Consider the following 22,132-nt stretch of genomic DNA (forward strand, 5'->3'; position numbering starts at 1 on the left):
GAGCGATTGGGGGCAAGGGCGTCTGACCCGGCGTCGGAGTGCATGTTCATCCGCCAATCTCCCCAAAGCACCAGCGGGCTAGTAGCTCAGCCTGTCGTTGAGTGAGCCCGTGCCTCATGCGAAGGCGGCGGATCTGGATGTCACGAGGAGTGGGGCTGTTGATACGGGTCTGGCAGGGCTGGACACCGTCGCCGCCTGGATGCTCATTTACATGATATTGCTTCATAATCTGCTCGTTCTTGTTGATTTGACGAGGCAGACGCAGTATGGTTCCGGTGTGAGCCTGAAACGAATACGCCCTGCCTGATCGTGCCGATTGGGCGGGGTTTCGTTTAGGCGGCCTGCACCACGTTGGCTTCAAGCCAGGCGTCGAGATCCGCGCGGCGGTACACGACGCAGCCGGCAACCTTCGAGAAGGCCGGGCCTTTGTGCCGGTTTTGCTCCATCCGAAGCTTGGCGAGATGGGACTGCGATACGCCGAGATAGTCAGCGGCAGCCGACGGGCGCATGTTCTGGGGGGCGTTCATTCCGGTGACACTCCATCGGTTGAGGTTGTGTCATCGAGATATTTCAACGTGCGACACCGATCATGACGGACGTTACTTTACTTCTCCGTCAAGCGTCTGAACGGGGGTGAACGACGAGGATCCCAGTTCGGCCGCACTGCGCAGTCGTGCCAAAGTTCCACGAGGTCTGGGCGTTCCCTGCCGACTTCTACGGCAAGTTCGGCCATTTCACGGTATTCGTCGCGCAACTGCTTGTTCTCTGGTTTGGAGCCAACGACTAGTTCCTTAATCGCCCTAGGTGAAATTGCGTGGCCGGCTCGTGTGACGCCAACGGATACCGCGTCGCAGGCGCTTTCTTGAACTTTGCTTGCGTCGCCGCGCGATAGCTGCAAATCGAAGTGGTCTCGGCACATGTAGGCGAGGTGCAGCAGGGTTTGATTTCGGCTCCAGGTCTTTGACCGTTTGGTTTGGCTTGGTTTCTTCAATCGACCCATCAAGTGTAGTGCCGCGAAAATTCGCATCGCGGACGACAGCGGGCCACCGCTCTGAATTCGAAATGCGACGATGTCAGCTAAGAGTTCATAGGCCCCTGGCGTAGTTTGGCAGCAATCAAGAAGGACCGCGTCGGCACCCTTTGGGACTATGAAATCCGGACGGCCATTTGCTGCCGTGGGGTCAAGCCAGATGCCAAGATGCAACTCAAGGGCCGAGCGCTCTATCGGGTGCCCAGAGTGCACTAGTTGGCCGTACTGGATATGTGGACCTATTTGCTTGGCAACGTAATCGACTGCATCCTGAAACCGGCTCACGACCGCACCACCTGCACCACGTCGCCCGCTTCGCCGGCACAGTACCGTCCCCAAGCATCCATCAATGCGCGTCGACGTTCGAATAGGTCAGAGCGGGCATATGCGCGCTCGACTTTACTCCCGACCGCATGCGCCAACGCAGCTTCGGCAACCTCACGGTCGGCGTGGGCGCTTTCACCACACCAGTCGCGGAATGTGGATCTGAAACCGTGCGCGGTGATGTTTTTACGCTGCATTCGATCCATAAGCGCCTTGAAAACGGTATCGGACAAGGGGCGTTCTACTCCCGGACGCCGTCTGGAAATCGACGGGAATACGAGGTCTTCTCCGAGACCGCGCACTGAATCCAGCACTTCCAGCGCTAGCGGGCAAAGGGGAATGCGATGTTCTTTACCCGCCTTCATCCGTTCGGCTGGAATTGTCCAGATACGGCCGTCAATTTCAGCCCAGCGTGCGCCGCGTAGCTCTCTGGAGCGTGTGGCAGTTAGTATGAGGAATGCCAGCGCCCTCGCCGAAATTGCTTCGCGTTCGCTGAGGTCATGCATGAAAGCTGGAAGTTCTTGCCACGGCAGCGCCGCCATGTGCGCTGGGCAGACTTTGACGCTTGGCAGAGCTTTGTCCAATCCGTTCGCCGGATTTTCGCCGGGATAATGGCCGGCACCTTTCGCCCAATCGAACACGTTGGAGATCCGCTGCTTAACCCGCTTGGCCGTGTCGTTCTTTTCCGTCCAAATAGGTGACAAGACACTAAGGACGTCTGCAGGGCCAATTGTGTGGATCGGACGTTGCCCCAGGCGAGGGAATGCGTAGGTCTCCATTGACGACAACCAGCGCTGCCCATGTCCATTGCTGCGCCACGTCGGAAGCAAGTCGGCATGAACACGTCGAGTTGCTGCCTCGAAGGTCAATGTTTCCCGCCTGCGTTCCAATCGAGGGTCGCCGCCGTTGCGCGCGACCTTGCGCAGTTTCGCAGCGTCTTCACGCGCTTCCTCTAGGCTGGTGTACGAGTACCCGCCCAGACCAAGGTCGGTCTGCTTTCCGTGGATTGTCAAACGGGCAACCCACTGCTTTGCGCCCGACTTGGTGACGAGCAGGAACAGGCAATTCCCGTCCGCATAGCGTCCAGGCTCGGTCAGCTTGTTGATGCGGGCAACGGTCAGTTTTCCTCGTGGCATTCGCTATTGCTACCTTAATAACTACCATGAATATTGAGGAAAGAGTGAGAACAAGTGTGAACATATGTCAAGCGGAAATGATGCTAAGTGCATGTGAATATTGAAACTAAGTGACGACCTGAGAATTGCGAGGAAACGGCATCGCATAGCCTCCTCCGCTACCAAGATTTTCGATAGCTTAGCTAGAAACATCGTCGACGCGTTTTCGCGGTTGGGAGGTCGGTTGGGAATCTTCGTTCCCTTTTCGTGCGCCTCCAGCTTCCGGATGGCTGACACACCCAAGCTGGAATCGCGGCTCAGATAGTGTGCATCGAGTATGGCGGCGACCTGCTTGAGGCTGTGGCCGGTGATCGACGCGATTTCTGGAACACTGCATTCCGCTACGGCCAATCGGGTGACCGCGGTGCCGCGGAGGTCGTGAAAGGTCACGCCCTCTACCCCTGCTTTCTTGCAGGCCTTCGCCCAGGACGCCCTGAAGCCAGACTCTGTCCAAGAAGCATCTCTGCTGGTTGACAGGATCGTCACCGCGTTCTTGGACGTCTTGTCCAATACCTCCTTTAGCGGTGCACCGACGGGAATCTCGACCCGTGCGCCGGTCTTGCGCTGCTTCAGGCGGATTTTTTCGCCGTCGTATGCGGACCATGGGAGGCGAAGCAGATCTCCCTGCCGCTGACCGGTCCAGAGCGCGAGCATGAAGGCGAGGCCAACGTGCGGTGGTGCCACGCGCAGGAATGCGGCCTCGTCCACTGTTGTCAAGATGCTGTCGATCCGCTTGGACCTGTATAACTTGCCAGGACGTTCACAGGGATTGGCCGGTGCGAGCCCCCGATCGAATGCCCACGCGATGATCAAGGCCAGAACCGAATAGGTGTAGTCGGCCTGGCGACGTGAGGTCTTGGCCATCCTGTCGCGCCAAGACAGGAACTCCCCTCTGGCGGCACGGTCCGTCAGCGCGTCAATGGGGAAGTCGTGATACTCGTCCTCGATCTTGCGGATGTGCCGAATGTAGTCACGCCGGGTGCGCGGTGCGAGATCCTGAAACTTCTGGCTATCTTGGTAAGCTTTAAGAATTGCCTGCAACGTGCCCTTCGGCTGCTCGCGCTTTGCCCGGACAGCCGAGTGGTAGGCTTCCACGACCTCCGGGTCGCCGGGCTTTCCGGGCAAGCGCGGTCCTCCCTTCCACGCGTAGTGATAGGTGTGGGTCGACTCGTCCGCGAGAACCTTGCGGACCGAGTTCACGCCTTTCAGCCTGACTCGCATCACCGGGTTGACCAGGATCGCGAGCAAAGACACCAGCGCCGGCCCACCTACCAAGGGGATCCAGGCGCTGAGTTTGGCAGCAAGGATGTAGGGCAGGAAGCCGGCATTGCCGACAATCGCGGCGAACACCGCCCAGCTACCGCCAGCGGCCATCGCTGCCTGTGCGGCCGTGTGGGCCTTGCGTAGGGCTTCCCTGATCTCCGGGTCGGCCTGCTCCGCGGCGGCTGAGACGAGGCTCTCGTCGGCCATCAAGTTGAGCAGCTCTTCGTGAACCAGATCCGGGAACGATAGAGGGGCCTCGGGAGACATAGACTTCTGCCCAGCCCTCAACGCCTCCGCAGCGATCTTGCGGACTCCAAACGCATCCCTTCCCCCCGGAGACTCGTCATCCAACTTCTTGCGTTGAGCAACCACCGCAGGCGTGAGCCTCTCTGATGAGCGGACCGCAAGCGCTGAGGCTGCACGACGCGCCGAGCGTGACGACAGTGGAATGGTCGACGGCACAGCAAGCGCATCTGCGAGACGCACCCACAACCGATGCCGCAAGATCGCATCCGGCGCGGAAGAATGCAGTAGCCGCTTCCTCGCCCCATCGACCGCATCCTCCGAAACCCGGTTCAATATCCTCATGCGCTTTCCGAGGTCGGCGATCGCGCTTTTCGTGAGATTTACCCCGTCGAGCGTTTCAAGAAGCGCAAGAAACGAGCACATCTCCTCCCGGTCGAGAGCGCCGAGCCCGGCAAGGATGGAAGTTGATGTGATCTGCGGGGCGGGAGCGTTAGCGATGTGTATGCGCGCAACATGTGGCCGGTCTCGGTTGCACACAAAACACTGGGATGGAAACAAAAAGGAGAGGGCATTCTATCGAGATCGATAGACCGCTATCCATTGGGTGCGTATCCCGCCGCAACGCCTTTTGATACCGAGTTTGCGCCGGAGGGCGCGTGCGCAGAGCCTTCTGAGGCGTCTCGGAGATCGACAAAGTTCATCTGCTTCAGGAGGGAGTGATGTCGACCACCCGACATAGCCATAGGTTCGCCGGTGCGATTGAAGTCCAAGACGTGGACGGCGGGCTTCTCGTCCGCCAGGGCAACGAGGCCTAGGTCGGGCGAAACTGGCAACTTACGTCGGCGACCAAGGAACTGATTGAGACGGCTATTGAGGCCGGTCTCGGATGCATGATCAGAGACGAGCATCCACGCAAAAACGCAAGATGGCCTAACTCAAGGGGCGTGGTATATCTCGCGTTCTCTCCACGGCCTGATACGCAGTGGTCCGTCGCAATCGACACCTACCGCCCCGGCCGTGAGGATTACGGGTTCGCCGTCTTCAATGGAAAATATCAGGCGCAATTTGTGAGTGCAGGCATTCCCTTCAAGTTCGAGGGCCGCAACAAGGGAGCTGGTCACCTCGTAGTTGCGCGGCCGCACGTGATCACGACCCTGAGGGCGCTAAGCACGTTCGACCACACAGTCCTTGTCCTCAATCGCACTGCGCATGAAGGTGAAGGCTTCACGACGGAACATGTTCTCCAACGTCAGATTCTAACGAACTGGTCAGATACGCCGTGGGCCGAGCGCTTCGATGTCGTTCAGGACGAGTTTCCCGTCGACGGCGGACTGAACTCGCGCAGGATCGACATCCTCGCGCGGGACCGTCAAACCGGTGACTGGCTCGTCATCGAACTAAAGCGCGCCGAAGCCTCCGTCGACGCTGTCCAGCAGGTCTCACAGTATCTGCGCGCGCTTGGGCAGCGCGACGACTTCGCAGATGGCGGTCTCACCGGACTTCTCGTCGCTGAACGAGCTCCAACTGCGGTGAGAGACGAAGCTGTGAACGAAGGCATACTGGTATACGAGGCCCGGTGGCCGTTGAACCTCACACGAGTCGCGTAGAGGACCGAGCAACACCCGCTTTGGACTTGCGCGCATGATAGAATGCGTGAACCGGGAGCCGCCCGAGATCATCGAATGTCTCACACGGGTTTCAACGCCGTCTGATCTGATCGGCTCTTGTGCGCGGGCATAGGAGGTTTCAGCAACCGAGACGTGCCGGCGCCAGAACAAATCCCCATCACCACATGCGAAAAACCCTAGGACTTCGCTCTACGGTCTCTCATGCACAGAGGCTCACGGCGGGATGTCGAGCCATTCCTCGCCGCAGATCAGAACATCCCGAAGGTCGGCTGCGACTGGAGTGCCTCCTGATCCTGCTGCCGGAGAAGTTCACGGGCTTTCCTGAGCGGAGCAGTTACCCGGAAGGCGTTCCATTCGTTGTCATGGCCCGACCGGATGCCCCTCTCGTTCAGGATCCTCGCGACCTCCGACCGAGTGAGAGCCTGAGGATCGTCAAACTCCCGTAGCACATCCGCGATACGGCGAACGAGATCGCCAGCGCTCTTCGACCAAGCTGCTGATTCCTGCGGTTGGACATCTGTCCGGATCGCAGGGTTTCCGAACACCACGCCCTGGGCGCGCATTTTGTCCATGCTTGTCTTCGTGGCGCGGGAGATCTCCTTCGCGACTTCCTCGTTGTGGCGAAAGACCGAAGCGTCGGACGCGTCCCGCAGCATCAATCCTTTTCTCGCGCAGATGATCCGATCCTTCTCAGGGATGATCTTCCTGATCTGCTCCTCGAAACTTCTGAGCCCCGCTCGCCGTCGAGCCTGTATCGATGTGATCCGAAGCGAGATGAAGGTGTCGGAACGCCGGATCTGCCGTGTGCTCGGACAACACCGCTCGACACAGCGGCGGCGTCCAAGGGGCCGGGAAGACGAGGAGCGGCTGGTTTCCGACATGATCGAGCTGGCCAGGCAGTACGGCAGCTATAGGGAAATGACGACGCGTCGGCCAGCCGGATCACGGGAGCCAGACGCGGCAGGAGCGCCTCACATGGCTGGGCCGCTTCCCGGAGGAGAGACTTCACGCGCTCCGGGTCCTCGGCCCCCGACACAAGGATTGTATTTGTGTCCGGGTAGAGCTGGCCAGACTTCGGCACAATCCGCAGGGCTTGACGTGCCAGCTGCGCATTCGGAACGAGGAAGATCGCGCGATCCCAGCCCCAAGATGCGTTGCCCGCCAATCAATGTCGACAACCTCCGCGATGGTACCGTCCTCCAGCATCACCCAATCGCGGCGTTGGAAGGGGCGCTCGATGCCGACGGCAACCCCTGCGACGACATCTGTGAGCGTCTGCCGCAGCGCGAAGGCGAGGACCGCGGCAAAACCGCCAGCGACCACCGTCAGCTGTGGGAAATCATTCGCGGCCAGGTAAACGAGCAGGCCTGTAAAGAGACAGCCCCCATATCCGCAGTTCTCTACCGCAGATGGCGCTCGCTGTGATATCGGCTCATTCGAGGAGCTTAAGGGCACCACCGGTTCCGATGATAATTCCTTGGCCGAGCAACGAAGGGTTTCTCGTGGTATAGCTATCCCCGGCCAAAATGCGCGACCCGAGCAGTTTCACCACTTCGGGCGCGTCACTGAATTTCGTGTGATGGATGGAGCTCGTGTCCTGCACCTGGCTCAGGTCGATGACGTTGACGCCGAGCCGGGTCAAATGATCCGCACCGACATTTCCGACCCTCGGGCGGCGGGCGAGAAAACCTGACAGGCGAAGTGCCTCGTCATCATCGGAAATGAGAACGAAGAACCGGCGCTTCTCCGGCGGTATGGAACTGACCTGTGCGGCGAACAACTCGTAGTCGATGTCAGGCGCCGCCAGAATGACATTCGCGAGCTTGCCGGTGGAATCGTAGACGTTTTGTTGGCTCCCGCCTCGGATCGCTTCCATGGCGACAAAGTTTCCCATGGAATGGGCCACGATGTCTATTGAGTCGAACGATGACCGACCCAACGTGCTTGCAACCTCCGAAATCGCGTCGCGGGCGATCAGGGCACTGTTGATATCGTAGACGTAACTCGTCAGGCGCCCGTCGGAGGCCCACGAAAACAGCAATGGAACGCCATCAAACCCCGTATCCTCGACGAACTGTGCGAGACGCAAGACAGCATCGGTCAACGTCGTGTTAAACCCATGCACCCAGATCAAAAGCTTCCGTTCGCCGCGCGGCATTGTCCTACCGACCGACTCTGCCTCCGAGAGCAGCCCTTTGCCGTCGAGGGTTTGCGGATTCGATATGACGAAGTGCCTATCGGGATCGGGTGGCAGGCTGCGCGGCCGTTCCACCTGGCCGATGACGTGGTTCGGCGGAATCTGCACATCCACGGTTGCGAATCTCAACTTTCCGCTGCGCTGCCCCGAAAAAAAGACCCCCGGTTCCGACGATGGCGCTCGCGTCGTTGCGATGAAGATCCTGTGCGTGCGAAGCGCAGCCTGCGGCTCCGCGCCTTGCATATCAGGCCCCACAGCGATCAGATGTCTCGGGGACGAACATGCGGCTGCCGTTCCCGCCAGCAAAGTCGCCATGGCCGCTCGCCGAGTGAGAACAAACCTCGGCTGGCACACGCTGGCATTTCGTCCGCGCTTCTGATTCTGCCCCACCATTAACCCGATTTCCACCATCTTGGCCAAGAGATCCGCGGATGTGCGGTGCACCCATTGGGTGGCCCAGGGTGAATGCTAATGCATGGTTGGTCTTTGTTCCATCGGTATGAATGCTTCTGGTGCAGGTTGTCTGAAGCCGAGTGAACTGTGCGGCCTGGCGGTGCTGTAGTGTTTCCGCCACTTCTCGATCGGGATTTGCGACTCTTTGAGCGAATAGAACTCCTCGCCGTTAACAGCTGGTCCCTGAAACTGGCGTTGAAGCTCTCGCAGCATCCATTTTCCCAGGGCGAACCTGGTTCGATGTAGGTGGTCTTGGCGCCGACGGCCGCAATCCAGTCCGGACTTTCTGAAAAATGAACTCGGGACAGCAGCACGGGGGAATCCTAGCGATTTAGCGGTTACTGCTCCCTGCAGTGCACCCACGTTTCGCGGCTGGTGGCCACAACCGGTTCTCAGGTCTCAATAGCGGTTTTGCTCAACACACCGACGATGAGACCGGCTATGACCGCCATCGGTTCTGCTGCTCCATCTGACATGTCGCATTCCTCCTTGGGACCTCGTTGGGGTTGGCAGAGATCACCCGGCTCAAGATCTTCGAAAGCGATGGTGGCGCGCGCACCAGAAACGCGATGGCACGGTGCCGACGGGGCTCTTGATATCCGGCACAGACTACGTCACACTGCAGAGTCTCGGAGGAATAGGGCCTTTTTTTCCGTTTTAATTCAGCATCTTGAGAGTAGATCTTCGGCCCCGGCCGCCGGAGCCGTTGTGGGATTGTTCCAGCCTTTGTCCGAATAGTCAGATCCGCCAAATCCCGTTACCGTTCTGCGACTGCCCATGGCGATGTACGGCGTGCCGTCGACTTGGAATTGACGAAAGCGACCTTCGCAACCTGTCGGGCTGGTTCGGCAACAGAGCTAACTCGTTCGTTTATTTCAGGAAGGACATGTCGCTGCGAGCGACTGAAAGCAATCGACATAATTGCCTCTGCAAAGAGACTCATAGCGTGGCGCTCCGGGTTCGGACCTTCCTCGATGATCAGATCACTGAAGATGTAGCTCGCGGCGGCTCCCGAAACGCCCTCTGCGGCCAAAGGGTTCACATGACCGAGAAGCCGGTCGATGACGACGGGAGAAATACCAAGCTGCTGCATTATCGTAGCCGCTGTCGATCGAAGGTCGTGTCGTGTCCAGTTTTCCGTGCCGCTCGTGTTGAACAAATACTTTTGAAAACGATCCCAGTTCTACAGACGGCCGCCGCGGAACGATGGAAACACGAGATCATCGGGATTGCCTTTTTCGACGCTGGGCAATGCGAGCAACAAACTCACGGCAGCGTCGGAAATTCGGGCGTGAAACGCGAGGCTGCCACAAATCCGCGCACCCATGATATTTCCGCTTGCGTATGCCGCAACGCAGCAATGCAGAGGTGTCGGTGGAAATGATGGCGCTAACAGGTATCTTGGTCCTGCGACGATTTTTCTGAAAAGGAGCTTGATATGTCGAAAGAAAATCTGAAGTTCACCGAAACGCCCCTTGACCGCCGTCAGATCGAGCTGGAGTCTCGGGCCGCTCAGGCCAAGGCAGCGCGGGCTGCGATGTCCTGGCTGGCGCAGGCTGTCGTCCGGGTTTTCAACGCGCCGACCGCGGTGTTCGAAGGAGCCGAGAGCAAGGGCGTGTCCGTCGGGCGCAACTATCGCAAGCGCCTTCGCACTATGAAGCGCGACAGCGTCTCGACCTCGATGTTCTGAAGAACGCTTGGCGGCCGTAACGGCGACCGCCGGTTCCAGCCACTTCCAGGGAAAGGCCGCTTTCAGCACAAGGACATCCACTCAAGTCCAACGGCGAAAGCATCCTTCCATACCAGAAAGGGGAGGCCTGATGGCCTCCCCTTCTTCTTTCAAGCGTTCGGTTACCTTCAGGCGCGCGCGGTGCGGGCCTTCTGTTCTTTCGACGGCCGGGCCGAGAGCTTCAGCAACGTGCCGATCACGAGAACGATGCCGCCGGTCAGGCCGAAGCCGAGGATGGCCGGAACCTGGCTACCTTCCTGCGGGATGAGCGGAAGCAGCAGGATCGTCGCGCCGTAGATGATCGCGAGGGTTCCGAGCTTGTTGCGCTGCTCAAGGTCGGTTTCGCTGACCTCTTCCTCGGAGACCACCGGCGTGGTGACGTCCTCGAAGAAGGCGTCGACTTCCGCCAGCCGCTTCTCGCTCAGGCCGGCATAGAAGCGCCGCGACCAGAAGAAGAAGCCGGTGGTGACCGTCAGGTGCAGGAACATCGAGACGATGAACACCAGGTCGCTGTTTTCGCGGCCGGTGAACTCCATGCCGGTAAACGAGCTGATCACGTCCGGCGTCAGCACGTATTTCGACACAAGCGACACGCCGACGCCCAGCACCACCGTCGCCCACGGCGACCAGTCCGGCACCTTCTTCACGAAGACGGCCAGAAACAGCGGGATCAGGATCGGCATCTGGATCAGGCTACCCATCTGAAGCATGATGTCGAACAGGCTGAGTTCCTTCAGCGAGGCGATGAACAGGCCAACACCCACGATCACGAGTCCGAACAGGAAAGTGATGACCTTGCCGACGATCATCAGTTCGGCATCGGTGGCGCGACCGCGCTTGATGACCGGCTGATAGAAGTTCATGCACATGATCCCGGCAGAGCGGTTCAGACCCGAGTCCATTGAGGACATCGTGGCCGAGAACAGCGCCGCCATCATGATACCCACCATGCCGACGGGCATCGCGAAGTCGACGAAGGCGAGGTAGGCGGCATCGGACGCCTTGGAGCCGAGGGTCGGGTAGGCTTCTGTCAGGTTCACGTCCATCACGGCAGTGGCCATCGGCGGCAGGAACCAGATGAAGGTACCGGCAAGCATCAGAAGCGATGCAAGCAGCGCGGCCTTCTTGGCGTTGAGGCTGTCCTTCGCCACCAGGTAGCGCGAGGCGTCGTACATGTTGTTGGTCGAGAAGATCTGCTTGGTGATCGACATCAGCGACCAGACGAAGAACAGACCGACGTAGTTCATGTTGTTGGTGAACAGGTCGTTCGGGAACTCCGCGACGACATTGGTCACGCCGAACTCGGCCGCCACAAACACGGTCGCGGTGACGGAGATCGCCATGATGACGAGCATCTGGACGTAATCGGAGGCCACGACCGCCCAGGCGCCGCCGGTGAGTGAGACGAACATGACGACGAGGCCGGTGATGACGATGGTCCATTCGATCGAGATGCCAAAGACCGCCGAGGTGAAGATCGCCAGGCCGTTGAGCCAGATACCCGCCTGGATGACGCCGAGCGGCACCTGCGCCCAGGTGAAGAATTGCTCGTTCACCGGGCCATAGCGGCGCCGGATCGCGTCCACCGGGGTGATGCAGCGGGTTTGCCGGAACATCTCCGCCACCAGCAGGAACGACACGAAGTAGCCGATCGAGTTGCCGATGAAGATGACCGCGACGGCGAGACCGTCGCTATAGGCCTTGCCGGCGGCGCCGGTGAAGGTCCATGCGGAGAATTGCACCATGAAGGCCGAGGCGCCGGTCATCCACCACAGCAGCTTGCCGCCACCGCGGAAGTAGTTGCTGGGGTTGTTGGACTTGCCGCTGAACAGAAAGCCTATGGCGACGATGAACACGAGGTAGAGCACGACAAGCGCGAAATCGACCCTGCGTTCGAGCAGTGAAGCAAAGAGTTCGGTTTCCATGAAAGCTCCTGTAACCGAAGGGGTCACGAACGCGTCTTGGATAGCTTTCGCATGTCGAAGCTACGGGCGGCGCCCTGGGTGACCTGTGGGTGATGGGATGTCATCAAACTGACGCCGGGCCTAAAGAATTTGGCAAAAGTTGTAAAGCTGAACAGCCTGTCGCAGTGGGGCATCGCGGGCCTCGGAAGACGTCGAATTGTGGCTGAACGACCGGGGGGCGACGCGAGTTGATCAAACGCCCCGGGAGAAGGGGGATTATGCTGGGTGGGCGTAAAAACTAATATCTCACATAAGCTTACGCAAAAGGAAATTCGGGCGAGATCGGCTGAAAGCCGCGTTCTGACGAGGGTTTGATGCCTCGGTGGCGTCTCAGATGTCGGCTGTTGCGCTAACAGGTGCGGCACAATGTCGGACGTGCCGGAGCGCGGGTTTCGTACCTGAAAAATGACAAATCCGCCGCACGGGCAGTGCCGGATCAGGCCTTTGCCGCGAAGGAATCAGGCGGTCGCCTCAGGGAGGTGTCGCCCGCGCGCCATGGTGGGCCCGACTGGCCCGATCAACCGGTCTCGGGGGACAGGCGCTTTTCAAAGAAGACCCGGTCGAAGCCGTCCTGCCGGTGCCTGCCGGTCTCTCGGAATCCGAGGCGCGGGTAGATGGTGAGATTGTCGGTCATCTTCGCGTTGGTATAGAGCCGCACGGCGCCGAACCCGGCCCGACGGGCCGTCTCCTCGCAGAACCCGATCAGCGCCCTGCCGATGCCGCGCCGTTCGGCGTGGCGTGCGACGGCGACGCTGTCGAGGTGCATTGCACTGCCGTCGGGATAGAAGACGACGAAGCCCAGGAAGCCGCCGTCCGGGGCCGTCGCGACCCAGGTCTCGCCGGCGGCGATGTGGCGGGCGTAGTCGGCCTGCATCGGTGCGGGCTCGCGGCCTATGTCGGCGACATACCGGCCATAGGCTTCGCGCACGCAGGCACGGATCGCCGTTTCATCCGCCGTTGTCGCACGGCGAATCCCGCAAGGCAGGGCCTTGCGGGATGTCCGGTCGACAGGGTCGCCTGTTGCAGTCACATCCGTCCTTTCCAGGGCACCAGCCGCTTCTCCACCCACCGCATCGCCAGATCGAAGATCCAGGCGATGCCGCCGATGAGGATGATGCCCACAAGCACCGTCGATGTCTGCAGGAACTGGCTCGCCGAGAGCACCATGTAGCCGAGGCCCTGGGTCGCCGCGACCATCTCGGCAGCGACCAGCGTGGTCCAGCCGAAACCGACGCCGATGCGCATGGCGGTCAGGATCTCGGGGAAGGCCGAGGGCAGCACCACCTCGCGCAGGACCTGCGCCCGGGTGGCCCCCAGTGAATAGGCGGCGTGGATCTGCTCAATGGCGACGGACCGCACCCCGGCCCGCGCCCCGAGCGCCACCGGCGCCAGAACGGAGAGGAAGATCAGCAGGATCTTGGAGGTCTCGCCGATGCCGAACCAGATGATCATCAGCGGCAGGTAGGCCAGCGGCGGGATCGGTCGGTAGAACTCCAGGAACGGGTCGAACAGACCTCGCAGGGTCGTGCTCATCCCCATGCCGAGGCCAAGCGGAATGCCGATCACGCAGGCCAGCGCGAAGGCGGCAAAGACCCGGGCGGCGGAGACCAGGATGTGCTGCAGCAGCGGCGCGTTGGTGTAGCCGTTCTGCACGAGGGCGAAGAACTTCTCCGCCACGGCGACCGGCGAGGGCAGGAAGAGCGGCGCGATCAGCCCGCTCGCTGTAACGATCTGCCAGAGCGCCAGCACGGACAGCAAGGCCGCGACCGAGATCCTGATCGTGTTGCCCTCGCCGGGCACGCCATAGGTCTGGCCCGGCTTGGTCGGCGCCTGCCGGAAGACGTTGCGCAGGAGGGCGCTGCGCGGGGTGCCCGGGATCGCGTTGTCGGCTTTCATGGTCATGCCGCCTTCTCCTCGTCTGCGAAGATGATGCTCAGCACGGTTTCGCGCATCGCGATGAAATCGGGGGAGGCCTTCACCTCGCGGCCGGACATGCCGGAGAGGTGCTGGCGCGAAAAGGGCAGGTCGAAGCGATGCGTGATCCGGCCCGGGCGGGGCGACATGACGATCAGCTTGGTGCCCATGAAGAGCGCTTCCTCGACGCTGTGGGTGATCAGGAAGACGGATTTCTTATGCGCTTCCCAGATACGCAGGATCAACTCCTGCGCCCGCTCGCGGGTCAGCGCGTCGAGCGCGCCGAGGGGTTCGTCCATCAGCAGGATGCGCGGGTCCGCCGTCAGCGCCCGGCCGATGCCGACGCGCTGCTGCATCCCGCCCGAGAGCATGTAGACCGGCGAGGTCTCGAAATCCTCCAGGCCGAGGAGTTCTAGGAATTCCCGGGCGATCTTGTGCCGCTCGGCTTTCTCGACGCCCTGTAGCTTCAGGCCGAATGACAGGTTGTCGATCACGTTCATCCAGGGCATCAGCGCGTGTTTCTGGAACACCACGGCGCGATCCTGCCCGGGGCCGGTGACCGGCGCGCCGTCGAGGCGGATCTGGCCGGAGCTGGGGGCGAGGAAGCCCGCGATCAGGTTGAGCAGGGTGGATTTCCCGCAGCCAGAGGCGCCGAGGGCCACGACGAATTCGCCGGGGTCGATGTCGAGTTCGATGCTGCGCAGGGCTTCGACGGGGTCGGCCCCGTCACGGCCGGGATAGAGGACGGAAGCGCGGCGGATTTCGAGCATGTCTTTCTCCGTTGCGTGGGGTGGGAGTGCGGCGCCTCGGGGGCGCCGCACCGGAAGGCTTACTGCGCCGTCGCGTCCTCGAGCGGCTTCAGCGTGATGAACTGGGAATAGTCGTCGGCCACCATGTCGATCCGGCCGGCTTCCTTCAGGAACTCCGAGGTTGCCTTGATCGCCGGCGCCATCGGGCCGCCGAGCCAGGCCTCGCCGGCCTGGTCGGCCGCGGGGAGGAAGGTGAAGCCCGAGAGGATCACTGGAACCTGCTCCGGATCGGCGCCGGTCGCTTCGGCGATCGCCAGAACCGGCGCGCTGTCCGGCGTCCAGGCCGCGGGATCGGCGAGGTAGGCGAGGTTTGCCTCGTCGCTGAGCTTGACGAAGGCGGCCAGCGCCTCGGGGTTCTCCTCTGCCCATTCGGCATTCACCACCCAGCCGTCAAAGGTCGGGTAGCCCCATTCGGCGGTCTCGTTGGCGCCGAGGATCCGGGTGCCGGACTGCAGGATCTGGGACTGGACCGGCTCCCAGATGAAGGCGGCGTCGATGGCCGATTGCTCCCAGGCGGCGGCGATCTGGTCGGGCGGCATCGAGAGAATGGTCAGTTCCTTCTCGGCGATGCCGGCATGGGCCAGCGCGCCGACCAGCGAGAAATGCGCCGTGGAGCCCACCGGCACGGCCACGCGCTTGCCCTTGAGGTCCTCGAGGGTCTCGATGCCGGAGCCGTCGCGGGCGATCCGGCTTTCGGCCTCACCGATCACCGCACCGATGGAGAACAGCTCGATCGGCACGCCCTGGCTCGCGGCGATGGCAAAGGGCGAGGAGCCGAGCGCGGCGAGTTTCACGTCGCCGGAGGCGAACTTGCGCCACTCGATGTCGAAGCCCATCGCCTCGGAATAGGCGTCGGAGGCGACGTCCTTCATCATCGGGATCGGAATGCCGAAGTTGCCGACGATCAGGCTTTCGGCCTGGGCGGTGCCGACCAGGGGCGCGACGCCAATCAGGGTCGCGGCGATGCGGGTCGCGGTCTTGTTGAGCATGTCTTTTCTCTTTCCTTGCTGGACTGGGATCTTCTTGGTCTTTGTGAGAAGGCGGTCGGATGCCGCCCGCCACGGGGTCAGGCGGCGATCTTGCCGAGCACGCGATCGAGCGTTTCGGTGATCCGGGTGATCTCGGACGGGCCGACGATCAGCGCCGGGCTCAGGCAGAGGGTGTTGTTGAAGCCTGGCAGCGCGCGCGCCGTCCGGCCGATGATCACGCCCTGGGCGTCGCAGCCGGCGACCACGGCGTCGACCAGCGGTTCGGCCAGCGGCTCCTTGGTCTTGCGGTCGGCCACCAGTTCCAGCCCGTAGAACAGGCCCTTGCCGCGCACGTCGCCGACCATGGCGTGCTTGTCCTTGAGCTCTTGCAGCCGTTCCATCAGCAGCGCGCCCATCGCGAGCGTGTTGTCCAGCAGCGCCTCGTCCTCGATGATGCGCAGGTTCTCCAGCGCCGCAGCCGGGCCGCCGGTGCAGCCGCCGAAGGTGGAGATGTCGCGGAAGTGGCTGAGCTTGTCGCCGGGGTCGGTCTTGAACTTGTCGAAGACCTCCTCGGTCGTGATCAGGCAGGAGATCGCGGCATAGCCGGAGGCCAGCCCCTTGGCGCAGGTCACGAAGTCGGGCTTGATGCCGTAGTTCTGGTAGCCGAACCACTGGCCAGTCCGGCCGAGGCCGCAGACGACCTCGTCGATGTGGATCAGGATGTCGTACTTGCGGCAGATCTTCTGCACCCGCTCCCAGTAGCCCTGCGGCGGGGTGATGACGCCGCCACCGGCGGTGATCGGTTCCAGGCAGATCGAGCCAACGGTGTCGGGCCCCTCTCGCAGGATGACCTCTTCGATGGCATCGGCGGCGCGCTGGCCGTGTTCCTCCACGTCCCACTGGGCGCGGTATTCGAGGCAATGCGGCACCTGGACGAACCCATCGGGGAAGGGGCCAAACTGGTCATAGCGCTCCTGCTGGCCACAGGCGGCCAGCGCACCGATCGAGGTGCCGTGGTAGTCGCGCTCGCGGTAGAGCACCTTCCACTTCTTGCCGCCGTGATGCTTGTGTGCGATCTGGCGGACCATCTTGAAAGCCTTCTCGTTGGCCTCCGAGCCGGAGTTGGCATAGAACACGCGGGTCAGCCCCGGCGTCTTCTCGGTCAGCCGCTGGGCGAATTGCGCGGCCGGCACGTTGCCGGCGTTGCTGGCAAAGAAGTTCAGCTTGAGCAGCTGGTCGCGCACGGCGTTGGCGATGCTCTCGCGGCCATAGCCGACGTTGACCGTCCAGACGCCGCCGGAGACCGCGTCGAGATACTCGCGGCCGGCCTGGTCCCAGAGGGTCATTCCCTTGCCTTCGAGGAAGATGCGCGGATCCTGGGTATCGAGCGCGGCGTGCTGAAAGAGATGGTGCCAGACATGTGCGCGGTCCGCCTCGACGGTGGCGCAGATGCCGTTGGGATACATGCCGTCCATGGAGTTTCCTTCTCGAACTCGATTTGGCGGCCAACCAATCACTTCTGCACCGCAGCGAAACAGGGCCAGCGCGGCAGATCAGTTGGGGCCAGTTCCGCTCCGTCATCCTCGAAGATTGTCGATTCCGGGCCGGCGGAATGCGGCGCTGATGAAACTTTGGGCGCTAACGGGATGCGCGGCGCCGGATCGGGGCCGATCGCTTGCCAAGCGGCGCGGCTGGCTCCAGCAGAAGGCTCAGGACAGCCGGAGCCCCCACCCGATGCAGAGCGTGCCCGTTTCAGTCGACCGAAGCAGTTCGGAGCCGCTTCAGCGGCAGCTTCGGCGCGGGCTCATCGCGGCGATTCACGAGGGCACGCTTCAGCCGGGGCAGAAGATCCTCTCCTCCCGCGCTCTGGCCGAGAAACTCGGGATCGCGCGCAACACCGCCACCGCCGTCTACGACGAGCTGATCGCGCGCGGCTATCTGGAGTCGCTCCCCCGGCGCGGTTGCTTCGTGGCGGCGCGTGGGCGCTCGGCGGAGAGGCCTGCGGGATTGAAGACGGTGGTGGACTGGGACGCGCGGATGGCGGTGCACCCGTCGCGACTCAACCATATCCGCAAGCCGCAGAACTGGCACGACTACCCCTATCCCTTCATCTTCGGCCAGGTGGACCGCCAGCTCTTTCCGCTGAACGCCTGGCGCGAATCCTCGCGCGATACGTTGGGACGGGCGGCGCTGGACTGGTGGTCGGCGGACAGGGCGGTGGACGACGACCCCATGCTGATCGAGCAGATCCGCTCGCGGATCCTGCCCGAATGCGGGATCTATGCCCGGCCCGAGGAGATCCTGATCACCCTCGGCGCGCAGGAGGGGTTCTATCTGCTGGCCCAGTTGCTGGCCGGCCCCGGCCGGCGGGTTGGCTGCGAGATGCCCGGCTATCCGGATTCGCGCTTCATCTTCGAGCTGACCGGCGCGGAATCCGTGCCTTTGCCGGTGGACGAGCGGGGCGCGCGAATTTCGCCGGGCTCCAACCTCGACCTGGCGATCCTGACGCCGGGGGCGCAATGCCCGACCATGACCGTCATGCCCGGCGGACGCCGGGACGAGATACTCGCCCGCGCCGCGCAGGACGATTTCCTGATCGTGGAGGACGACCACGAGGGGCTGGTCTCCTTCTCCGGCGAACCATCGCTCAAGTCGCGCGACCGCGACGGGCGGGTGATCTATCTCGGGACGCTCTCCAAGGTGCTGGCACCCGGCGTGCGGCTGGGCTTCATGATCGCGCCGGAGCCGCTGGTGACCGAGGCGCGCTGGCTGCGCCGGCTGGTCCACCGTTCCGTGCCACTCAACAACCAGCGCACGGCGGCGATCTTCCTGGCCGAGGGGCATTTCCTGGCGCTGATCCGCAAGCTCCGCGCGGCCCACGCGGACCGTTGGTACCGGGTGATCGAGCATCTGCCGGAGCTGCTCCCCGGCTTCCGGACGCCGGATCCCTGCAACGGCGGCGCCAGCGTCTGGCTGGAATGTCCAGAGGGCGTGGATGCCCGCGTTCTGAACCGGGTTGCGCTCGAGGCGGGCGTTCTGTTCGAGAGCGGCGACCCCTTTGTGCCGCCGGAGCAGGCGGGGCGATATCTGAGGCTCGGGCTATCGCTGATCCAGACGGAGGCCATCGTTCCGGGGATGCGCAAGCTGGGAGAACTTGCGGCCGAGCTTGCCGCCGCGGGCCCTGGCCCCATCGAAAGCGCAGAACTGGCCCAATCCTTGCTGCAGCGCAGCGGATAGGCGGGTGGGGACACCAAACTCGCCCGGGACGACACCCAAGATGCTCTCCACTACGACCCTCCTCGTGATCTGCGCCGTCTTCTTTTCGGCCTTCCTGCGCGGCATGGCAGGTTTCGGCTTTGCGCTTGCGGCCGTGCCGATCGTCTCGCTCGTCCTGTCGCCGGTCGAGGCGGTGGCGATCGGTGTGCTGTTGCAGGTGGTGGTGGGGCTGCGCGATGTCTTCGTCTTGCACGCCGACATTCACCGGCCCTCGCTGGTTCGGCTGTCGCTCGGCTCGTTGCTGGGGACACCCGTGGGGATCCTCGCGCTGACCGCGCTCAGCCCCGATGCGGCACGGATCCTGATCGCGACCGCCATTCTGGTCGGGCTGGTGATGATCCTGCGCTACAAGCCGACGGAGCAGCGGGCCCATAACGGCCTCGCCCTGGCGGCCGGCGTCGCCTCCGGCGCGTTCTCGGGGCTCGCGGCGATCCCCGGCCCTCCGGCCGTGGCCTATTACCTCGGCTCCGGCATCAACTCGGTCCAGACCCGTGCCTCGCTGCTGTTCTTCTTTTTCATCGCGGCGCTGATGGCCACGCCCGGCCTGTTTGTTGCGGGGGCCGTGAACAGCCACACGCTCTGGTTGAGCTTCGTCTCGATCCCCGCGCTGGCGCTCGGCACCTGGCTGGGCACCGAGGCCTTCAACCGGCTCGACAGCACCCAGTACCGGCAGCTTGCCATCGCCGTCATGGGGCTCTCCGCCCTGCTTGCCGGCTGGCGCGGGCTCTCCGCCTACATCTGACGCGCCGCACCGCCCGACCCGTCTCTCCCGTGGCATCCGAAGCAGCGCGCGCCGGATGCCACGGCATTGTCCCATCGGCGCTTTCTTCCGGTCAGACCCGCCGGGCATAGCGTGAGACAGCGAGTGGCGCAGGGCCTCGCGGTCGGATTGTGTGAGCCGGGTCCGGCCTATAGTCTCGCCCCATTCTCCATGCGCGCCAGCCAGGCGCGAGCGAATTTGAGGGGTTTCGCTTGATCGTTCCGAACCATGTGCTCGAGATGATGCAGCGGGTGCGCGAGCTGTATTTCCGGCAGGGCCGCGAGGAACGCATGCTTCCCAGCGACGCCGCTCTGTCCCGGTTCCGCGGCGCGCAATCCGCCTCGGCCGAGTCGATCAGAGGGTTGTGGGAGGCGCTACGCGGCCAGGGGCATGCACCGCCCGAAAGCGAGGCGGTTCTGGCCGACCCGGAGACGCTCGCCAACGCCGAACGCTATTCCACCAATATCGAAAACATGATCGGCACGGTGAAGCTGCCGGTGGGCGTCGTCGGTCCGTTGCGCGTGCGGGGGCTGCATGCCGACGGGGATTTCCACCTGCCGCTCGCCACCACCGAGGCCGCGCTTGTGGCTTCCTACGCGCGCGGCGCCTGGGCGGCGACGCGGGCCGGCGGGATCAGCACCGCGGTGCTCTACGAGGGCGTGCTGCGGACTCCGGCCTTCGTCTTCGAGAGCCTGCTCGACGCCGGACGCTTCGTCGAATGGGCGGTCAGCCATGTCGAGCGGCTGAAGGCCGCCGCCGAGGCAACGACGTCTCACGGCAAGCTGGTCTCGTTGGAGCCGGTGATCGACAACAACGTCGTCTTCCTGCTCTGCCGCTACACGACCGGCGAGGCGGCCGGGCAGAACATGGTGACGATCGCCACCGAGGCGCTCGGCAAGGCCGCCGTGGCCGAATGCCCGACGAAGCCGCTGCGCTGGTATGTCGAGGGCAATTTCTCCGGCGACAAGAAAGCGACCTCGCTGGGCACGATCACGGGCCGTGGCCGCAAGGTCAGCGCCTCGGTCATCCTGCCGCCGGAGGTGGTGCGCAGCGTGTTGCGGACAGACATCGACGCCATGCTCGATTATGGCCGCGTCGCCGGCCTCGGCGCGCTGCTCTCCGGCCAGTTCGGGGCGCAGGCGCATTACGCCAACGCGCTCGCCGCCTTTTACATCGCAACCGGGCAGGACGCCGCCTGCGTGGCGGAAAGCGCGGTCGGCTTTACCCGGATGGAGCGGCGCGAGGGCGGGATCTTCTGCTCCGTGACCATGCCCAACATTCTCGTGGGCACCGTCGGCGGCGGCACCCGCCTGCCGAGCCAGCGCGCCGCGCTGAACCTCGTCGGGCTCGAGGGGCCGGGGAGTGCCGCCGCGCTGGCCGAGGTCACGGCGGCGCTCTGCCTGTGCGGCGAGATCTCCATCGTGGCCGCCATGGCCGCCGGGCATTTCGCCTCCGCCCACGACAAGCTGGCACGCAAACGATGACCCAAAGTCTTCCCCGCCGCCTCTGGACCTACCAGGCAGAGCGCTTCCCGCTGGTACAGACAGTGCCGTTGCTGACAGTCTTCGCCGCCGCCAGCGTCAACGTCTCGGCGTTTCTGGCGGGGCGTCCGTTGCCCGGGATTTGGGCTTATGTCGTCGCGGCGCTGCTGGCACTCGGGATCTTCTTCCAGATGCGCGCCTTCGACGAGGCGAAGGATCTGGAGGACGACCGGCGCTATCGCCCCGAACGGCCGATCCCGCGTGGGCTGGTGAGCCTGCGGACGATCCTCGGGCTGGCCGCGCTGGTGGGCGCGGGGATGCTGGCGCTGGCCTGGGCCTGGAACCCGGCCACGCGCGGGCTGCTCCTGCTGGTCTGGCTCTGGCTCGCGCTAATGACCGCGGAATTCGGCGCGCCGGCCTGGCTCAAGGCGCGGCCGCTGCTCTACTTGCTCAGCCACATGATGATCATGCCAATGATCGACCTGATGCTTACCGGCATTGAATGGACGGCCGCCGGCGCCGCGCCCGCCCCCGCGCTCGGCTGGTTCCTCGCGCTGAGCTTCGTCAATGGCTGCGTGTTGGAGATCGGGCGCAAGGTCTGGGCGCCACAGAGCGAGCGGGAGGGTGTGGACACCTATTCTGGCCTTTGGGGGGCGCGCCGTGCGGCCGCCATCTGGCTGGCGACGGCCGTCCTGGCCTTTGTCCTGTTGGTGGGTCTCGGGCAGGCGCTGGGCGCAGTCTCGGCGATCGCAGCCATCGGGGCAATTGGCTTGCTGCTTGTCGCAATCTGCGCGTGGCGGTTCCGGGCCGATCCCAGCCCGGTCTGGCAGGGGCGCGTGGACAAGATGTCGGGCCTGTGGGTTCTGGTCTGCTACCTGGCAGCCGGTTTCTTGCCACTGGTCGCGGCGGGCTGAC

At 63.2% G+C, this 22,132-nt stretch carries 19 protein-coding genes and 2 pseudogenes; 8 read left to right on the top strand and 13 right to left on the bottom strand.

What is annotated here, in order from left to right; all coding sequences use genetic code 11:
- Positions 1-332: 332 nt before the first annotated feature.
- The 3 genes from ACFQ2S_RS12275 to ACFQ2S_RS12285 all read right to left on the bottom strand — a co-directional run bounded on the left by ACFQ2S_RS12275 (position 333) and on the right by ACFQ2S_RS12285 (position 4,461).
- Positions 333-527, bottom strand: coding sequence for a helix-turn-helix domain-containing protein (locus ACFQ2S_RS12275; protein ID WP_386074833.1), 195 nt, complete (start codon positions 525-527; stop codon positions 333-335).
- A gap of 784 nt (positions 528-1,311) precedes the next feature.
- Positions 1,312-2,490, bottom strand: a complete 1,179-nt coding sequence (locus tag ACFQ2S_RS12280) for a tyrosine-type recombinase/integrase (protein WP_386074834.1) — start codon at positions 2,488-2,490, stop codon at positions 1,312-1,314.
- Positions 2,491-2,511: 21 nt separating this feature from the next.
- Positions 2,512-4,461, bottom strand: a complete 1,950-nt coding sequence (locus tag ACFQ2S_RS12285; protein ID WP_386074836.1) for a tyrosine-type recombinase/integrase — start codon at positions 4,459-4,461, stop codon at positions 2,512-2,514.
- Between the two features lie 467 nt (positions 4,462-4,928).
- On the opposite strand from ACFQ2S_RS12285, the gene ACFQ2S_RS12290 reads away from it, so the two are divergent.
- Complete coding sequence (locus ACFQ2S_RS12290; RefSeq protein WP_386074837.1) at positions 4,929-5,645, top strand: endonuclease NucS domain-containing protein; 717 nt, start codon at positions 4,929-4,931, stop codon at positions 5,643-5,645.
- Positions 5,646-5,914: 269 nt separating this feature from the next.
- On the opposite strand, the gene ACFQ2S_RS12295 is transcribed toward ACFQ2S_RS12290, so the two are convergent.
- Positions 5,915-6,238, bottom strand: a complete 324-nt coding sequence (locus tag ACFQ2S_RS12295; protein ID WP_386074839.1) for a hypothetical protein — start codon at positions 6,236-6,238, stop codon at positions 5,915-5,917.
- A 148-nt stretch (positions 6,239-6,386) separates the two neighbouring features.
- On the opposite strand from ACFQ2S_RS12295, the pseudogene ACFQ2S_RS12300 reads away from it, so the two are divergent.
- Together ACFQ2S_RS12300 and ACFQ2S_RS12305 are read left to right on the top strand one after the other, a co-directional pair.
- Positions 6,387-6,578, top strand: a pseudogene (locus ACFQ2S_RS12300) (IS3 family transposase); the annotation flags it as partial.
- 237 nt (positions 6,579-6,815) lie between these two features.
- Complete coding sequence (locus ACFQ2S_RS12305) at positions 6,816-7,091, top strand: hypothetical protein (protein WP_386074996.1); 276 nt, start codon at positions 6,816-6,818, stop codon at positions 7,089-7,091.
- Positions 7,092-7,098: 7 nt separating this feature from the next.
- Here the strand turns inward: ACFQ2S_RS12305 and ACFQ2S_RS12310 are convergent, their stop codons facing one another.
- The 3 genes and pseudogenes from ACFQ2S_RS12310 to ACFQ2S_RS12320 all read right to left on the bottom strand — a co-directional run bounded on the left by ACFQ2S_RS12310 (position 7,099) and on the right by ACFQ2S_RS12320 (position 9,409).
- Complete coding sequence (locus ACFQ2S_RS12310; RefSeq protein WP_386074840.1) at positions 7,099-8,178, bottom strand: alpha/beta hydrolase; 1,080 nt, start codon at positions 8,176-8,178, stop codon at positions 7,099-7,101.
- A 153-nt stretch (positions 8,179-8,331) separates the two neighbouring features.
- A pseudogene (locus tag ACFQ2S_RS12315) lies at positions 8,332-8,620 on the bottom strand (integrase core domain-containing protein); the annotation flags it as partial.
- Positions 8,621-9,073: 453 nt separating this feature from the next.
- The gene (locus ACFQ2S_RS12320) at positions 9,074-9,409 is read right to left on the bottom strand and encodes a hypothetical protein (protein WP_386074842.1); all 336 of its coding nucleotides are present in this window, start codon (positions 9,407-9,409) and stop codon (positions 9,074-9,076) included.
- A 345-nt stretch (positions 9,410-9,754) separates the two neighbouring features.
- Between ACFQ2S_RS12320 and ACFQ2S_RS12325 the strand changes: the two genes are divergently transcribed.
- Positions 9,755-10,006 carry a hypothetical protein gene (locus tag ACFQ2S_RS12325; RefSeq protein WP_386074843.1) on the top strand — a complete coding sequence of 84 codons (252 nt, stop codon included), beginning with the start codon at positions 9,755-9,757 and terminating at the stop codon, positions 10,004-10,006.
- Positions 10,007-10,173: 167 nt separating this feature from the next.
- On the opposite strand, the gene ACFQ2S_RS12330 is transcribed toward ACFQ2S_RS12325, so the two are convergent.
- The 6 genes from ACFQ2S_RS12330 to ACFQ2S_RS12355 all read right to left on the bottom strand — a co-directional run bounded on the left by ACFQ2S_RS12330 (position 10,174) and on the right by ACFQ2S_RS12355 (position 17,175).
- A complete protein-coding gene (locus ACFQ2S_RS12330; RefSeq protein ID WP_386074844.1) occupies positions 10,174-11,970 on the bottom strand; it encodes a sodium:solute symporter family transporter in 1,797 nt (598 codons plus the stop codon).
- Between the two features lie 556 nt (positions 11,971-12,526).
- The gene (locus tag ACFQ2S_RS12335) at positions 12,527-13,039 is read right to left on the bottom strand and encodes a GNAT family N-acetyltransferase (protein ID WP_386074845.1); all 513 of its coding nucleotides are present in this window, start codon (positions 13,037-13,039) and stop codon (positions 12,527-12,529) included.
- Positions 13,036-13,911 carry an ABC transporter permease subunit gene (locus ACFQ2S_RS12340; RefSeq protein WP_386074846.1) on the bottom strand — a complete coding sequence of 292 codons (876 nt, stop codon included), beginning with the start codon at positions 13,909-13,911 and terminating at the stop codon, positions 13,036-13,038. Before ACFQ2S_RS12340 ends, ACFQ2S_RS12335 begins: the two co-directional genes overlap by 4 nt.
- Positions 13,908-14,693 (bottom strand): taurine ABC transporter ATP-binding protein, encoded by a 786-nt coding sequence (locus tag ACFQ2S_RS12345; protein WP_386074847.1) that lies wholly within the window; start codon positions 14,691-14,693, stop codon positions 13,908-13,910. The genes ACFQ2S_RS12340 and ACFQ2S_RS12345 overlap by 4 nt, the downstream gene beginning before the upstream one ends.
- Before the next feature lie 59 nt (positions 14,694-14,752).
- Positions 14,753-15,721, bottom strand: coding sequence for a taurine ABC transporter substrate-binding protein (locus ACFQ2S_RS12350; RefSeq protein ID WP_386074849.1), 969 nt, complete (start codon positions 15,719-15,721; stop codon positions 14,753-14,755).
- Between the two features lie 77 nt (positions 15,722-15,798).
- A complete protein-coding gene (locus tag ACFQ2S_RS12355; RefSeq protein WP_386074850.1) occupies positions 15,799-17,175 on the bottom strand; it encodes an aminotransferase family protein in 1,377 nt (458 codons plus the stop codon).
- Between the two features lie 259 nt (positions 17,176-17,434).
- On the opposite strand from ACFQ2S_RS12355, the gene ACFQ2S_RS12360 reads away from it, so the two are divergent.
- The 4 genes from ACFQ2S_RS12360 to ACFQ2S_RS12375 all read left to right on the top strand — a co-directional run bounded on the left by ACFQ2S_RS12360 (position 17,435) and on the right by ACFQ2S_RS12375 (position 22,131).
- A complete protein-coding gene (locus tag ACFQ2S_RS12360; protein ID WP_386074852.1) occupies positions 17,435-18,937 on the top strand; it encodes an aminotransferase-like domain-containing protein in 1,503 nt (500 codons plus the stop codon).
- Between the two features lie 40 nt (positions 18,938-18,977).
- Complete coding sequence (locus ACFQ2S_RS12365; RefSeq protein ID WP_386074853.1) at positions 18,978-19,718, top strand: sulfite exporter TauE/SafE family protein; 741 nt, start codon at positions 18,978-18,980, stop codon at positions 19,716-19,718.
- Positions 19,719-19,948: 230 nt separating this feature from the next.
- Positions 19,949-21,220, top strand: a complete 1,272-nt coding sequence (locus ACFQ2S_RS12370) for a hydroxymethylglutaryl-CoA reductase (protein ID WP_386074855.1) — start codon at positions 19,949-19,951, stop codon at positions 21,218-21,220.
- Entirely contained in the window at positions 21,217-22,131 is a 915-nt protein-coding gene (locus ACFQ2S_RS12375; RefSeq protein ID WP_386074856.1) for a UbiA family prenyltransferase, read from the top strand. Before ACFQ2S_RS12370 ends, ACFQ2S_RS12375 begins: the two co-directional genes overlap by 4 nt.
- Position 22,132: the final 1 nt, after the last annotated feature.

This window comes from Tropicimonas aquimaris (genome assembly GCF_042676185.1).
Lineage (GTDB): Bacteria > Pseudomonadota > Alphaproteobacteria > Rhodobacterales > Rhodobacteraceae > Tropicimonas > Tropicimonas aquimaris.

Coding starts and splice junctions, on each gene's coding strand:
- ACFQ2S_RS12275 (WP_386074833.1), bottom strand. CDS start 527: ATGAACGCCCCCCAGAACATGCGCCCGTCGGCTGCCGCTGACTATCTC.
- ACFQ2S_RS12280 (WP_386074834.1), bottom strand. CDS start 2,490: ATGCCACGAGGAAAACTGACCGTTGCCCGCATCAACAAGCTGACCGAG.
- ACFQ2S_RS12285 (WP_386074836.1), bottom strand. CDS start 4,461: ATGTGCTCGTTTCTTGCGCTTCTTGAAACGCTCGACGGGGTAAATCTC.
- ACFQ2S_RS12290 (WP_386074837.1), top strand. CDS start 4,929: ATGATCAGAGACGAGCATCCACGCAAAAACGCAAGATGGCCTAACTCA.
- ACFQ2S_RS12295 (WP_386074839.1), bottom strand. CDS start 6,238: ATGGACAAAATGCGCGCCCAGGGCGTGGTGTTCGGAAACCCTGCGATC.
- ACFQ2S_RS12305 (WP_386074996.1), top strand. CDS start 6,816: ATGCGTTGCCCGCCAATCAATGTCGACAACCTCCGCGATGGTACCGTC.
- ACFQ2S_RS12310 (WP_386074840.1), bottom strand. CDS start 8,178: ATGGCGACTTTGCTGGCGGGAACGGCAGCCGCATGTTCGTCCCCGAGA.
- ACFQ2S_RS12320 (WP_386074842.1), bottom strand. CDS start 9,409: ATGCAGCAGCTTGGTATTTCTCCCGTCGTCATCGACCGGCTTCTCGGT.
- ACFQ2S_RS12325 (WP_386074843.1), top strand. CDS start 9,755: ATGTCGAAAGAAAATCTGAAGTTCACCGAAACGCCCCTTGACCGCCGT.
- ACFQ2S_RS12330 (WP_386074844.1), bottom strand. CDS start 11,970: ATGGAAACCGAACTCTTTGCTTCACTGCTCGAACGCAGGGTCGATTTC.
- ACFQ2S_RS12340 (WP_386074846.1), bottom strand. CDS start 13,911: ATGACCATGAAAGCCGACAACGCGATCCCGGGCACCCCGCGCAGCGCC.
- ACFQ2S_RS12345 (WP_386074847.1), bottom strand. CDS start 14,693: ATGCTCGAAATCCGCCGCGCTTCCGTCCTCTATCCCGGCCGTGACGGG.
- ACFQ2S_RS12350 (WP_386074849.1), bottom strand. CDS start 15,721: ATGCTCAACAAGACCGCGACCCGCATCGCCGCGACCCTGATTGGCGTC.
- ACFQ2S_RS12355 (WP_386074850.1), bottom strand. CDS start 17,175: ATGGACGGCATGTATCCCAACGGCATCTGCGCCACCGTCGAGGCGGAC.
- ACFQ2S_RS12360 (WP_386074852.1), top strand. CDS start 17,435: ATGCAGAGCGTGCCCGTTTCAGTCGACCGAAGCAGTTCGGAGCCGCTT.
- ACFQ2S_RS12365 (WP_386074853.1), top strand. CDS start 18,978: ATGCTCTCCACTACGACCCTCCTCGTGATCTGCGCCGTCTTCTTTTCG.
- ACFQ2S_RS12375 (WP_386074856.1), top strand. CDS start 21,217: ATGACCCAAAGTCTTCCCCGCCGCCTCTGGACCTACCAGGCAGAGCGC.